Source organism: Xanthomonas fragariae (genome assembly GCF_017603965.1).
Lineage (GTDB): Bacteria > Pseudomonadota > Gammaproteobacteria > Xanthomonadales > Xanthomonadaceae > Xanthomonas > Xanthomonas fragariae_A.
The window spans coordinates 3,785,845-3,798,934 of the sequence record NZ_CP071955.1 but is presented as its reverse complement, the minus strand read 5'-3'; the positions used below and the strand labels follow the sequence as shown (position 1 = coordinate 3,798,934).

Annotated in this window: 8 protein-coding genes, 1 other RNA gene and 2 pseudogenes; 6 read left to right on the top strand and 5 right to left on the bottom strand. The window is 63.7% G+C overall.

All coding sequences use genetic code 11. The annotated features are described in order from the left end of the window. The first annotated feature begins 135 nt into the window (after positions 1 to 135). Positions 136 to 211, top strand: a non-coding RNA gene (locus J5I97_RS18130) — sX9 sRNA. 4 nt (positions 212 to 215) lie between these two features. On the opposite strand, the pseudogene J5I97_RS20705 reads toward J5I97_RS18130, so the two are convergent. Then, positions 216 to 485, bottom strand: a pseudogene (locus J5I97_RS20705) (hypothetical protein); the annotation flags it as partial. A 243-nt stretch (positions 486 to 728) separates the two neighbouring features. Between J5I97_RS20705 and J5I97_RS18125 the strand changes: the two are divergent. The 3 genes from J5I97_RS18125 (at position 729) to J5I97_RS18115 (ending at position 4,787) form a co-directional block, all read left to right on the top strand. Next, on the top strand, positions 729 to 3,386 hold the full coding sequence (locus tag J5I97_RS18125) for a TonB-dependent receptor (protein WP_208588011.1): 2,658 nt from the start codon (positions 729 to 731) through the stop codon (positions 3,384 to 3,386). A gap of 10 nt (positions 3,387 to 3,396) precedes the next feature. Then, a complete protein-coding gene (locus tag J5I97_RS18120) occupies positions 3,397 to 4,185 on the top strand; it encodes a DUF1868 domain-containing protein (RefSeq protein WP_208588010.1) in 789 nt (262 codons plus the stop codon). Positions 4,186 to 4,442: 257 nt separating this feature from the next. Continuing rightward, complete coding sequence (locus tag J5I97_RS18115; RefSeq protein WP_208588009.1) at positions 4,443 to 4,787, top strand: hypothetical protein; 345 nt, start codon at positions 4,443 to 4,445, stop codon at positions 4,785 to 4,787. Between the two features lie 231 nt (positions 4,788 to 5,018). Here J5I97_RS18115 and J5I97_RS18110 read toward each other — a convergent pair whose 3' ends face one another. Further along, positions 5,019 to 8,105 carry an efflux RND transporter permease subunit gene (locus tag J5I97_RS18110; RefSeq protein ID WP_208588008.1) on the bottom strand — a complete coding sequence of 1,029 codons (3,087 nt, stop codon included), beginning with the start codon at positions 8,103 to 8,105 and terminating at the stop codon, positions 5,019 to 5,021. Further along, positions 8,102 to 9,313, bottom strand: coding sequence for an efflux RND transporter periplasmic adaptor subunit (locus tag J5I97_RS18105; RefSeq protein ID WP_208588007.1), 1,212 nt, complete (start codon positions 9,311 to 9,313; stop codon positions 8,102 to 8,104). The genes J5I97_RS18110 and J5I97_RS18105 overlap by 4 nt, the downstream gene beginning before the upstream one ends. Positions 9,314 to 10,266: 953 nt before the next feature. Here J5I97_RS18105 and J5I97_RS18100 point away from each other — a divergent pair. Further along, entirely contained in the window at positions 10,267 to 10,671 is a 405-nt protein-coding gene (locus tag J5I97_RS18100) for a class I SAM-dependent methyltransferase (RefSeq protein WP_238135580.1), read from the top strand. A gap of 110 nt (positions 10,672 to 10,781) precedes the next feature. Next, positions 10,782 to 11,021: pseudogene (locus J5I97_RS18095) on the top strand (IS5/IS1182 family transposase); the annotation flags it as partial. On the opposite strand, the gene J5I97_RS18090 reads toward J5I97_RS18095, so the two are convergent. Continuing rightward, on the bottom strand, positions 11,012 to 12,088 hold the full coding sequence (locus tag J5I97_RS18090) for an ATP-grasp fold amidoligase family protein (protein WP_238135579.1): 1,077 nt from the start codon (positions 12,086 to 12,088) through the stop codon (positions 11,012 to 11,014). The pseudogene J5I97_RS18095 and the gene J5I97_RS18090 overlap by 10 nt on opposite strands. A 640-nt stretch (positions 12,089 to 12,728) precedes the next feature. Continuing rightward, positions 12,729 to 13,082: a SymE family type I addiction module toxin gene (locus J5I97_RS18085; protein WP_208588005.1), complete on the bottom strand. Its 354-nt coding sequence runs from the start codon at positions 13,080 to 13,082 to the stop codon at positions 12,729 to 12,731. Positions 13,083 to 13,090 lie beyond the last annotated feature (8 nt).

Here is a 13,090-nt window from a genome sequence, read left to right as displayed (position 1 = left end):
TGCCGCTGCGATGCGAAACGACGCCTCACGGCAACGCCGGCGCACCGCATCAGGTGGTCCATCGATTGGTTTAGAGCGGCTAACAAAACGACTGCGCTCACCGCCAGGTGGGCGCAGCCGGTGCTCGGAATCGGCATGTACCACGCGTACACTGCGGTTCCTGCGCGCCGTCCGCACCCACCTGACGACTGCTCGCTACGTTTCGTTAGCCGCTCTTAGAACAGCGTTTCCTTGAACGACAGCATGGCCGCGCCCAGCAGCGCGGTGATGTGTGCCTGCACCTGCCCGACCAGAAACGCCGGATACGGCGATGCAACGATCCGGCCAAGCGCGCCGCGTTTGCATGCGCATTGCAGCGCACGCTACCCGCAGCGATCACACCAGCGGCGAACCCTTCGGCGATGTACGGATAGACCAAGTCCGGCGATTGGCTGCCAATCCCGTACACCGGCCTCCGCCAATGCTGCGCAATGGGTATCGTTGTCCCCCAGACCGGCGCTACCGGGAACGCTGAGTCCACTGGCGCGCGTGACCTGCCCGGTGCGTCGGATCGGATCCAGCAGCATGCGCTCGCTGCGGCGACGGTAATGCGAGCGGATGGCCTCTTTTGCGAAGAAAGGGCGCGTGCGGGGCGAAACGTCCGCCGTTGTCATAATCGTTTTAAATAAGCCGCTTAATTTGATCCGCCTGCGACCCCACGCTGGGGCCGCCCGACGTCGGATCGTGCCATGTGCTTGTTGCATTCTTATTCCCGCCCTCATCGTCCCCCCCGGCCTTACCCACAGGCCCGGCATGCGTTGTCGCTTGCGCTGGGGCTGGCTTTGACCGGCTGGCTTGCCCCATCGGCCAGCGCTGCCGAGGCGCCCGCCGAGGCCGACGCGCAAACGATGGATGCGGTGCAGGTACGCACCTCGTTCCAGTCGCAGAACACACGTGCCATCGCCACCAAGCAGGCCGCACCCACCATCGTGGATTCGGTCGCCGCCGACAGCATCGGGCAACTGCCGGATTTTAACGTCGGCGATGCACTGCGACGCGTCACCGGCGTGAGCACCGTGGAGTACCAGGGCGAACCGCGTTACGTGACGGTGCGCGGTCTCAACGGCAACTACAACAGCATGCTGATCGATGGCTTTGCTTTCGCCAGCAACGACATCGGCAGCCGCCAGGCAATGATGGATGTGCTGCCGGCTAACTTTGTCGACCGCATCGATGTGGTGAAGTCGCTGCTGCCGGAAAACGACGGCGGCGCGATCGGTGGTGTCACCAACCTGGTCACCGCGACTGGCTTTGGCCGCCCAGACGGCCTGCTGACCTTCTCGGCAAAGGGTGGCGCCAACTTGATGGAACAGCGTTATGGCGGCCGTACGCCGGTGGGCGAAGGAGAGCTGAAGTGGGGCAAGCGCTTCGGGCGCGACGGTGAGTTTGCTTTTTTAGGCGCCGCTAGCGTCTGGCGTCGGGTGATCTCGGTGCCGCAGCAGGAAAACGGTGGCGGCTTGAACTGGTACAACGCCGATGGCACGCGCGCTCCGGTGGCCTATGGCGGGGTTGGTGATGCAGTGCCCAGTGAACGCCGTTGGTACAACTACGACAACACCCGCGAACGCCGCGGCGTGACCATGCGTGTGGATTGGCAGCCGGATGGCCCGCTCAGCGGCCATGTGTCCGGTTATGCGTTCCGCCAGCGCGAGGCCTCCGACCGCGACACGCAGTCCGCCCAGGTGCAGAACGACGCACGCCTGACCCGCACTGGCCCGCAAAGCGGCACGCTGGACAACCTCAACCAGGTCGTCGAGCTGGGGCAGCTGCGCTGGAAGCGCGGGCTGACCGGTATCAATGGCGAGCTGCTGGCCGAGCTGCCGGCACAGTGGCGCGGCGCACTGCGGGCAAGCACCTCGCGCGCCACGGTGGACAACCCGCAAACCTGGGATCGCTTCCAGCAAAATCGCCTGGCATACGGTTTCGACTGGAGCGGCAGCCTGCCCGCATTCACGCCCCTGGACCCCGCGCTGGCCGACGACCCGGCGCGCTATGCAAACCTCTATCACCAGCAGGAGCGCACCGGCTACGCCGAACGGGTCAGCGACCTGCAACTGGAGCTGCGTCGCAACATGGACGAGGATAGTCGTGGGTTGGGTCTGGCGTGGGGCGTGCGACAGGTGCGCACGCACATGCAGACATCGGTACAGCGCACCACTTGGAATGGGTTGCCTTACACATTGGCCGACGTGCTGGGCAGCCCGACCTGCGCCCTGGGCTGCACCATGCCGATGATGACCATCGACCCGGCACTGGCTGACGCACGCTGGGATGCCGTCGCCGGCGATGCGCGCGGGGTAGTGGACACCAATGCGCATAACAGCGGCAGTTACGGCGTCGATGAGCAGGTGCGCGCCGGCTTCGCCCAGGCGCAATGGCGCGGTGAACGCTGGCGGTTGGCTGGTGGCGTGCGCCTGGAGCAGACGCGTTTTGGCAGCACCGGCCAGCAATTGAACGGAACCGCCTGGACACCGGTTACTGCGGTGCGCACCTACCGCAACTGGCTGCCATCGCTTGCTGGCCAACTGCAGACCAGCGCCAACGGCACGCTGCGCTTTGGAGTGTCTCGTTCGATCGGGCGACCGCGCCTGGACCAGATGGCGTTGAACGGCGGTGTGCTCACGCTGGGCAGCACCCCGCCAACGCTCAACCGGGGCAACCCTGACCTGCAACCGCGCCGCTCGCAGAATCTGGACCTTGGCCACGACTGGACCTTCGACGATGGCGGCAGCCTGCTGTCGATCGCGCTGTTCCAGAAGACCATCGACGATGAGATTTTCCGTTACGGCCAGCTGCAAACCATCGACGGCCAGCAGGTACTGGTCACCCAGCCACGCAATACCGACCGGCCGGTGCGCATGCGTGGTGCCGAACTCGGTGCGGTCAAGGAAATAGGCCCGTGGCTGCCCGCACTCGCCGGCCTGTCGGTCGGTGCCAATGTCACGTTCCTGGATGTGGACTACCCAGTGATGCTCGGCGATGGCACCCGCACCACGCTGGCGGTGCTGCCACAGCAGCCCAAGCAGCTATGGAATCTGACTCTGAACTATGCCCGTGGCTCGCTGCGCACCTCGCTGGCCTGGAGCCATACCGGCGAGCTATGGGACGACCGCTACCCCAACTATAGCAACCAGCAGGAGTTCTATCGCAACCGCTACCAGCAACCGCTGGATCGCATCGATCTGAAGCTGGCCTGGGATGTATCGCCAGCGGTGGCAGTGAGCCTGGACGTCCTCAATCTGGCCGGCCAGGGCTACGAATACCGCATCGGTCGCCATCAGGAATATGTGCAATCGGCCTGGAAGATGGCCCCCACCGTGATGGTCGGTGTCAATGTCAAACTCTGAGGAACTCCGCATGTCGTCATTTCTGGACACCACCATCAGCCGACGCCGCCTGTTGGCTGCCGCTGCCGGCGCCGCGGTGTCGGCCACCGCTCTGCCAACGCTCGCCAAGACACCGCCACTGCCGGATGTGGGCCGCAAGTTCCTGCGCTCCAGACGGCCGATGTCGTTTGCCGGCAATACGTTTGTTGGCCATCTTGAACAGCAGGGCGATGGCTATGACAGCTTCGACCGCGTGCTGGATATCTACCGCGAACTGCCCGAGCACCGCTTCGCCAACAAGCTCGCGTTGCTGCCGCCGAGCAGTTACCACGTGACGTTATTCGGTGGGGTCAATGAGATCGACCGCGCGCGCGGGCCGTGGCCGAGCGATCTGGGGCGCGATGTGGCGTTGAGCGACATCAATGCCAGCTTCCTTGCGCGGCTGACGCACCGCACCGCTGCGCCGCTGGGCGCATGCCGCTTCCTGGTCGATCCCGCTGCTGCGAGGGCCGGTGGCAACGACAATCTGCTCATTCCGTTACGGCCCGCTGATGCGCAGACCGCGCAGCGCCTGCAAGCGGCACGTCAGGCGCTGATGACGCTGACCCGCTTGCAGCGACCGGATTACACCAACTTCCAATTTCACATCACGCTGGGCTACCTGTGCAACACGCTCGATGCAGCAGAACAGGCGGCGTATCGCCTCGCCTTGAGCGATTGGCTAGCGCGGCTTGCTGCTGCCGGCCCGATCACGGTACCGCATTTCCACTTTTGTACGTTCAATGATATGTACGCGTTTCGTGCGGTGCGTGAGGTGTGAGGGTTTGAGTTTGGACACGTGACTGGGCCTACGCGAGCGAGGTTCGCTGTTTCAGGCTTGCACTTCTCATCATGGCTTCTAGCATCGCCGTGCCGCAGTGCAAAGCACTTCCCCGTAGGAGAGGGGCTTTGCTTCATGGCCGCATACGATCCCATGTAGGAGCAGATCGCCCCATCGCGCGCCGCGGCTGGGCATCTTCATGCCATACCGACAACGTCACCTTCACGCTTGCACCATTGTTCCGCTGGAGATCCCCGATGATCCGCACCCTCGCTCCGCTCGCTGCCGTTGTGTTGTTGTCTGCTTGTGCATCCACTCAGGTCGCACAGGTGCAGCCCATCGACGGTGTCATCTCCGGCCAGTGCCATATCGACAAGGTGCGCGGTGCGGTCGGCCTGGCTGCGGCGGCGCAGACCATCGAACGTGCGCGCGTGGATAGCGACAGCCTGCAGGTCAGCGTGCGCCGCGGCGCACGCGCCACCGGCGGCACCACCGCCAGCGGCCTGGCCGACCCGGCCCAGGGCGCCAGCGAAAGCGGCGGCGATCACCTCACCGTGGAGACCGGCCCGAGCGATAACATCACCGCGATCTACTGTGGCTAAGGTGTGTTGCGGTCATAGCTGCCGCTCGCAGCTGTGCGTCTGACGGCTGCGGCAGCGGGCGCATGCGGCGTTTTCTGCATGCGTCGTTCTTTCGCGTGATTGCAACCTTGCTGCATTGCTCATCATTGAATGCAGCATCCGAGCATCTGCGTTAACGCGCCTGCGTTGCGCCAGGCGCGCACGGCACGCGCGACGAGCTTCCGGCGTGCAACATGTATCGCTTGCAGCACATCACCCCCGGCCCTGCGAATCTGCTGGATCAGCCTGCGTGCCGACGGCACTACGCCAGCGTCGATGGACCCATGCTTGGACATCGTGGATACAGCTAAACACAGCGGGAACCACCACCAGACACAGCAACGTCGAGCTGATCAAGCCCCCGATCACCGCGATGGCCATGGGCTGGCGAAAACTGGCATCCGCTCCGAAACCCAATGCGATCGGCAGCATGCCGGCGATCATCGCCACGGTGGTCATCACGATCGGGCGCGCTCGCTTGTGGCAGGCATCGATCAAGGCGGCTTCTACGGACGCTGCCCCATCGCCTATCGCAATCACGGCGTATTCCACCAAGAGAATCGAGTTCTTGGTAACGATGCCCATCAGCATCACCAGGCCGATCATCGACGGCACATCGAGCTCGCTGCCGAACAGCAATAGCGCCACAAACGCGCCGCCGAGCGAAAGCGGAATGGCCGACAGGATCGTCAGCGGCTGGAAGAAGTCGTTGAACAACAGAATCAGCACGCACAGCATGCACACGCTGGCGATCACGATCGCCAGCAGTAATCCCGACGACAAATCCGCCGCCACTTCGGCATCGCCGGACTGGATCAGCGACACATTCGAGGGCAGGTGCTGGATGGAGGCGCGCGTGTTGGCCAGCGCCAGCGCCTTGCTCAACGGCATATCGCCCAGATCGGCGCTCACCGTGACGTAGCGTTGGCGATCGTAGCGGTCGATCTGGGTGGGGCCGCTTTCCATTGCCAATACCGCGACACTGGACAATGGCACCAGGCCATCGCGCGATTGCACGCGTAGATTGGACAACGCACCCAGATCGGCACTGACCCGGTCAGGCACCTGCACGCGGATATTGATCTGCCGGTTGTCCAGATTGAGCTTGGCAAGTTGCGGTTCGAAATCGCCGCTGGTCGCGGTACGCAAGGTCTGGCTGATATCGGCGCTGCTCACTCCATAACGGGCGGTCTGGCTCTGGATCGGCCGCGCAACCAGTTCCGGGCGTTCCAGACTTGCGGTGGTGCGTACGCCGGACAAGCCGGCCGCCCGCAATTCGCCTGCGAACGCAGAGGCGGTCGCGTTGAGCGCGTCTTCGGAATCGCTGGTCAGAATCATCGACAGCTGCTCGCCCGGCCCGCTGCCACTCACGGTGACGCGTGCGCCTGTGATATTGACCAACACTCGCCGCACCTCGCGCTCGATCTGCGTTTGCGGTGCACGCGTCTTGCGTTCGGACAGCACCAATGTCATCTCAGCCTTGCGCACTTCCGCGACCTGGGCATCACGCCCGGCTGCATTGCCGCCGATGTTGGTGAACACCGCACCGACGCCATCGATGCGCTCAACCGCGGCGCGTACCCGCTCGGTCACCTGACGGGTCTGGTCGATGTCGCTTTCCGGCCCGAGCTCGACCTTGACGGTGATGGCGCCGCGGTCGCTGGGCGGCACCAGACCTTTGGAGAGCAACGGCAACAACGCCAGCGACAACAGCAGAAACACGCCGGCAGCGCCCAACGTCGCAGCGCGGTGGCGCAGGCTCCACTGCACCATCCGCAAATAGCTGGCAGTCACTGCGCCGGTCGCCGGTTCCGCACGATCGCTGTGGCGAGAACTGAGAAATCTGGCGGCCATGATCGGGGTGATCAGGCGCGCCACCAGCAACGAGGCGACCACGGCGATCACTGCGGTCCACCCGAACTGTTTGAAGAACAGCCCCGGGATGCCGCCCATCAACGTGGTCGGCACAAATACCACCACCAGGGTTGCGGTGGTGGCCATGACCACCAATGCGATTTCGTTGACGGCATCGGCAGTGGCCTGAAAGGCGGATTTGCCCATACGCCGATGGCGTTCGATATTTTCGATCTCGACGATAGCGTCATCGACCAGGATGCCGACCACCACCGCCAAGGCCAGCAAGGTGAGCGTATTGAGCGAGTAGTCCAGCCACCACATCACCGCGAACGCGGGCAGGATGGACAGCGGCAGCGCCGATGCGGCGATCAGGGTCGCGCGCCAGTCGCGCAGGAACAGCCACACCACCAGCACCGCCAGCAGCGCGCCCTCGTAGAGCATGGACATCGACCCTTCGAACTGCTCCAAGGTGTAGGCCACGGTGCCGGAGACCGGAGTGATGCGCAGATGGGTGCCGGTCTGCTGCAGATGCTGCAGCGCCTGCGCAACGCCGTTGGCGATCTGCGTTTCGTCGAAGCCCTTGGTGCGATAGATGCTGAGCCCGATCACCGGCTTGCCGTCGAGCAGCGCGGCCTGCCGGCGGTCGGCGTAGCCGTCGCGCACGCGCGCGATCTGATCCAGGCGCACGCTGCCGCCAGTGGCGAGCGCAATCGACATGCCCGGCAACTGCGCGGCCTGTCGCACGCCTGCCACCATGCGCACCGATTGCTCGGCGCCACTTAGTTGCGCGCGTCCGCCGGAGGAATTCTGCTGCGTCTGTTGCAGCGCGCGCGAAACATCGGCGGCGGTAACGCCGAGTGCGGTCATCTGCGCTGGATCCACCTCGACCCGGATCTCGCGCTGCACACCACCCAGGCGTTGCACGCGCCCCACGCCGGGCACCTTCACCAGCGCCTTGCTTACGCTGTCGTCGACGTACCAGGACAACTGGGTTTCATCCAGCGTTGTCGAGGTCACCGCATAGGTCAGGATCGGCGTGCTGTTCTCGGTCACCGCGCTGATGGCCGGCTGCAGCAGTTCCGGTGGCAATGACGAGCGCACCCGGTCGACCGCGTCCTTGGTTTCGATCAAGGCATCGGACAGCGATTTTTCCAGCCGGAATTCGGCCACGATCTGCACCTGCCCATCGCTGATGGTGGTGCGCAGGTGCCGCAGGCCGCCGACCGTGGCGATCGAGTCTTCCACCTTGCGCGCAACGTCGGTTTCCAGCTGCGCTGGTGCCGCTCCTGGCTGCAGCAAGGTGACGTTGACGGTGGGTAACTCCAGATCCGGCAGCGCCTGGATGGAGAGGTTCTTGAAGCCATACAGGCCCGCCAGCGTCAGCAGGAAAGAAAGCAATACCACAGGAATGGGATTGCGCAGCGACCAGGTAGCAACGTTCATCGCCGCGCACGTGGAATGAGCTGCATGCCGACCAGTGAGCCGGTCGATGTCGCCTTGACCGACACCGTATCGCCATCGGCCAGCAGCCCGGCGCCTTGCGCCACGATGCGCTCGCCTTCGGTCAACGGTTGCAGGAGTTCGACCTCGGTACCGACGCGCCGCCCCACCGCCACCTGTTGCGCGCGCACTTTGGATTGGGCACCGGTACCGACGATGCGGAACACGGTACTGCGGCCATCGCGCACCACCACACTGGACGCCGGCACCACCAGCGCGCGGCTGGCCGGCAACGCGACCGCGCCGTCGACGTACATGCCGCCACGCAGCAGACTGCCGGGCTGGAGATCCGCATACACCACACCGAGCCGGGAGCGCGCATCCAGCAGCGGCGCGATCTGGCGCACGCGTGCAACCGCAGCGCTCCCGTCGGGCAGCCTGAGGCTGACCTGCTGACCCACCGCGATCCGCGCGATCTGCTCCGGAGTGAATTCGCCACGCCATTCCAGACGCCCCTGCCGCACCAGGCGAAACAGTTCCTGGCCGCTGTTGGCCACCGCACCCAGCGTCGCGCTCTGCGCGCTGATGAGCCCATCGTCCGGGGCAGTGATGTCGGCTTGCTGCAGCTGCAGGCCGTTGGCATCCAGTTGCGCGCGCGCCACCGCGATCTGGGTGTTGGCCGTCACCGCTTCGGTCACATAGCGCTGCACTTCCTGGTCGCTCATCGCGCCTGCGGCCTGCACGCGCAAGGCACGCATGCGATTGGTATCGGCCTGGCTAGCGGCAGCCTGCGCCTTGGCCAGGCCCGCACGTAGTTCTGCTCTTGCCGCGAGCAAGGTTGCGGTATCGAAATGGGCCAGCAGCTGCCCGCGCTTGACCGCATCTCCGACCGCCACGTTGAGTGTCAACAGGCGCAACCCGTTGCTTTGCGAACCGATCACCGCTTCCTGCCAGGGCGCCACGATGCCGGTCGCCGATAACGTGCCTGGCCATTCCACCTGCCGTGGCGCCACCGCAGTGACCGACAACGCGGCGATCGGAAGACCCTTGGCTTGCGGCTGGGCGCGCGCGGACCACCACCAGCCCGCAGCGATGACGCCACTGGCCAACAGAAAAAACGCCACTGGCAATGCGAAGCGTCGCCGTCCGCCGCTGGATGCCCCAGCGGCGGTGTGCGCGCTGGCCGTTGTGTCTGTTGGATTGATGGTCATTGCGAGGCCTGAGGCAAGAAACAGACACGCGCCGGAGCGCATTGTCGAGTGGATGGGTGGCGGCATTGCGTCAAGCCAGTGCATGGTTCACGCCGCGCGCGTGCCATTGCGCGCGACTGCCAACGTCGCACCAGGCACTGCGCCATGCCTGCTCGCGTGAGCGATGGACGGCGTTGCAAGGGACAGTGGATCAACCGATAACATTCACACATGCGCAGTGCTATGGAGCAATAGTGGGTCTGAAGCACCAGCGAACCGTGGCTGCTTGGCATCGTTTCAGGCGGCTGTTAGAGAATTTTTAGGTAGTTGAAGAATTCTTTAAGTGCACCCATTCCGCTGCGCGAAGCGTTCAGACTCAGTGGCGAGTGCGGTGCAGCCGATCTGCGCTGTTGTCTTTGCATTTGAAACGCTAATCGAGGCGGCAGTGTCCGACGGCACAGGCAGCAATCGGTTGCCGCGCACGCTGGCACCGCTCTCTGTCGATCGCCTGTCTGACATCGTGTCTCTTCAGCCGCGTTGCATTCGGCCAACGACATCTATCGGCAATCGCTTAACGAGTTCGCTACGACGCACAGTCTCAACATTGCGACAATGCGTTGAAGCCGACAGGTCGTCGATGCTGATGAGCAGCTGCGCTTTCCAAATAATCGGGCATCGAAGATAGACTGCGGACAGATTGATGCACTCGCCCTGCGTTGCCGAATGATTGCCGTCCAATGATCGGATGGCAGTTGCGCCCACGGCAGGTTGGCCGAACTATTTCAACGTTGTGAGGATAGATGTCTCGTTCGTATATGGTTTCGTTTTTTCGCGAATGGATCACAGCACCCTGCTCGATTGCAGCGATAGCCCCCTCTGGGCGTGCACTCGCCTCCATCATCACTTCCGAGCTATCGGAACGCACCGGGCGCGTCCTCGAACTTGGGCCTGGTACCGGCGTTTTTACCCGGGCGATGATCGACAAAGGCGTGCGCGAAAAAAACCTCATTCTGCTCGAGTACAACCAGACGTTCTCCTCGTTGCTCAAGCAACGCTTTCCGCATGCGACGTTGCGGCAGATGGATGTCTGCGATCTTGAATCGGTGCCCCGCTTCGATGGGACCTGCGTCGATGCGGTGGTCTGCGGCCTTGGCTTCCTGAACATGCCGGCGCATCAGGTGGCTGCCATCGTGCGCGGCGCCTTCATGCATCTCAAACCTGGCGGCCGTATGTATCTGTTTACCTACGGCTTCAAATGCTCGGTTCCGGTGCACATTCTCGATGCGCTCGATCTGGAGGCTGTCAGGATCGGGCGGACGTATTGGAACATCCCGCCTGCGACGACCTATCGTCTGCAGCGCCGCTCCTACACAAGGTAGCGCGATGCAGACCGCTGTCGCGATCACCGCAACGCTTTATAAGCCGCACAGGCGTGCCAGAACTGCCGCTTTTCGCTACGCTTATGCTTGGTTTCTTGCAGTTTCCGCCCATGCGTACACGCCGTCATGCTGCTGGGCACATCTGCGCCGACGAGTTGTTCCGTTCGCGTCTGGTAAATCAAATCGATCTGCGTCATCTGCTGTCGCAGCTGAGCCAGCGCATGCCGTGGGCCGCCTCGGAACAGGCGCTTTGGCCACATTTTCCGGCTACCGCGGCCACTGGCGGCCATCCCGCACTGCCAATGCGTTTGATGGCAGGTTTGCTGTATCTCAAGCATGCCTACGACCTGCGCGCCGTCGCAAAACACGGCTCCACCGGCGCACGCCGTTGCACCCACATATCGCCCATGATCCGGTCCAGCCCGCGGCCCAAGCCTGTGACCAGACCGGCGCCCGGTGTGAAGGTGAGTTCGCCGAAATAGATTTGGCCGTTCTGGATATACCAATCCACCCGCACATAATCGAAATCGCTGGCCAGCACCTTGCTCAGTTCCAGCGCCTGTTCCAGTAGTTGCGGTGCGCACGGAGGTTGCCGGCCGTCGTCGCGGATGCGGTGGAAGGCCTCGTGCAGGTTGTCGACGAAGAAGGTCATCGACAACGCCGGCGTGTCGAAGCGGCCGTAGATCACTTGCAGCACATAGTGAAAGCTGCCATCCGCCTGCCGGAACATATGGAACTTGTAGTCCACCGGCGCGTGCTGCGCATCGCCGATGTAGTGCTCCACCAGAATGCGCGGCGGGATGTTGCGGTAATGGATCTCGCGCTCCATGTCGGAGAAGTCGTGGCGCAGCCACTGGCCGCAGCGCTCGATGATGCGTCGCCGCTGCACCGCATCCGGCTCGTCGCGCACAATCTCCACCATGCTCGCGCCGTGGTTGGCCTTGATCACCGTCTGCCGCCAGCGCGGCAGGCTGAGCAGGTCTTCCGGGTTGTTGCTGTCCAGCAGCAACGGAATCAGATGCGCATTGCCGATCCTGGAGGCCACATACGGCCGCACCGCGACCTTGTCCGCCAGGCGCTGATAGACCGGGTAATCGCCGTGCACGCACTTGCGATACAGCACTTTCTCGTTGAAGCACGTCGGGTTGTACAGATTCGGAAACCGGCCGAACGTATTGAAATAATAGATCCGGTCCTGGTGCCGCCAAGGCAGCGTCCTGACCAGCCGGCGCACGCCTTTGCGAAGCAAACGCCTGAGCGTCGGCGCACTGACGACCACTGCATACGGAGGAGGTAGCCCCGCAGCGTGCCGGGTCGCGCAAGCGAGCGAGGGCGCCGGCAGCGACGCCAACAGCCGGCCGACGTCCAGCGACCCAACCGGTGGCCGCGCCACCATGTCCAACGTGTCGTCAATCACATCCAGATCCTTTGTCTACCCCAAATAAGCGACACAGATCACTATGTATGCGTGACGCAGTCCGAATTATATGGTCGATCTAGAGAGCTGGGTGTGTAAATGCTTCGAATAACTCGATTCAGTCTGACGCGGCTTTCACTGCCCCCAATCGCGGCCTCAGGGGGCCACCAGCCTCAGCCGCTGCGCCCACGGCAGCCTCTGCCAGACGGTGCGTCGCAGCTCACCGGGCCGCATACCCGAACGTGCCTGCCATCAAAGCCCGGCATGTGCAGACCCGGCACAGCAGCAGCCTGGCAATAACGCCACCCGGCACGCCACCGCCATGCAGCCTCAACAATGCGGATGCGGTGAAAACTGTTCCTGATCGGCCCTGGCTCTCAGCCGCCAGCGGCAAGACAGCGCCAGATGGCGTGGATGCGATGACCATCCGACGCCGACTGAGGGAACGTGATGCGCGTGCATGCCGTGCAGTTGCAAGCGGGATGAGCGATGCCAACGTTCTTCGCATGCAACGGCACCGAGGCCACGTGCTATTGCGCGCTTTACCAATGGCGTTGGACGTAGGGCATGCGTTGTCCGGCATATGCCGTACGCGCACGCCTGTGTTTCAAGCGCGGTGCGGCTGTCGACTCCCCTCTTTTTAATCTACGCTTGCGACGCTGACGACCAGCTCGCCGTCGCGCAGGCGGATGTGGAGTTTGCTGCCGATGGCAAAGCCCAGTTGTTCCAGCCAGCGGCCGCGTAGGCGCAACGTGGGGATGCGTTGGCCGCTGGCGGGGTAATAGCCGTAGCCGACGGTGCAGTGTTGCGGTGGGCGCGGGCGGCGTGGTGCGCGCTGTTGTTTGGCAAGATCGGCCGCGTTGGCGGCGGCCACTTGCTCGGGCGTGAGCATCAGGGTGCGCGGCGACTCTTTGATATGCCAGACCGCGTCGCGCGGTGGTTGGCGTGGTGCACGCTTGCGGGCGGTGGTGGTGCGAGATGGCGGCTGACGCATGGCAAAGG

Excerpts from the sequence above, each read along its gene's own strand:
- J5I97_RS18100 (WP_238135580.1), top strand. The coding sequence starts at position 10,267 with ATGATCGACAAAGGCGTGCGCGAAAAAAACCTCATTCTGCTCGAGTAC.
- J5I97_RS18120 (WP_208588010.1), top strand. The coding sequence starts at position 3,397 with ATGTCGTCATTTCTGGACACCACCATCAGCCGACGCCGCCTGTTGGCT.
- J5I97_RS18115 (WP_208588009.1), top strand. The coding sequence starts at position 4,443 with ATGATCCGCACCCTCGCTCCGCTCGCTGCCGTTGTGTTGTTGTCTGCT.
- J5I97_RS18105 (WP_208588007.1), bottom strand. The coding sequence starts at position 9,313 with ATGACCATCAATCCAACAGACACAACGGCCAGCGCGCACACCGCCGCT.
- J5I97_RS18125 (WP_208588011.1), top strand. The coding sequence starts at position 729 with ATGTGCTTGTTGCATTCTTATTCCCGCCCTCATCGTCCCCCCCGGCCT.
- J5I97_RS18110 (WP_208588008.1), bottom strand. The coding sequence starts at position 8,105 with ATGAACGTTGCTACCTGGTCGCTGCGCAATCCCATTCCTGTGGTATTG.
- J5I97_RS18085 (WP_208588005.1), bottom strand. The coding sequence starts at position 13,082 with ATGCGTCAGCCGCCATCTCGCACCACCACCGCCCGCAAGCGTGCACCA.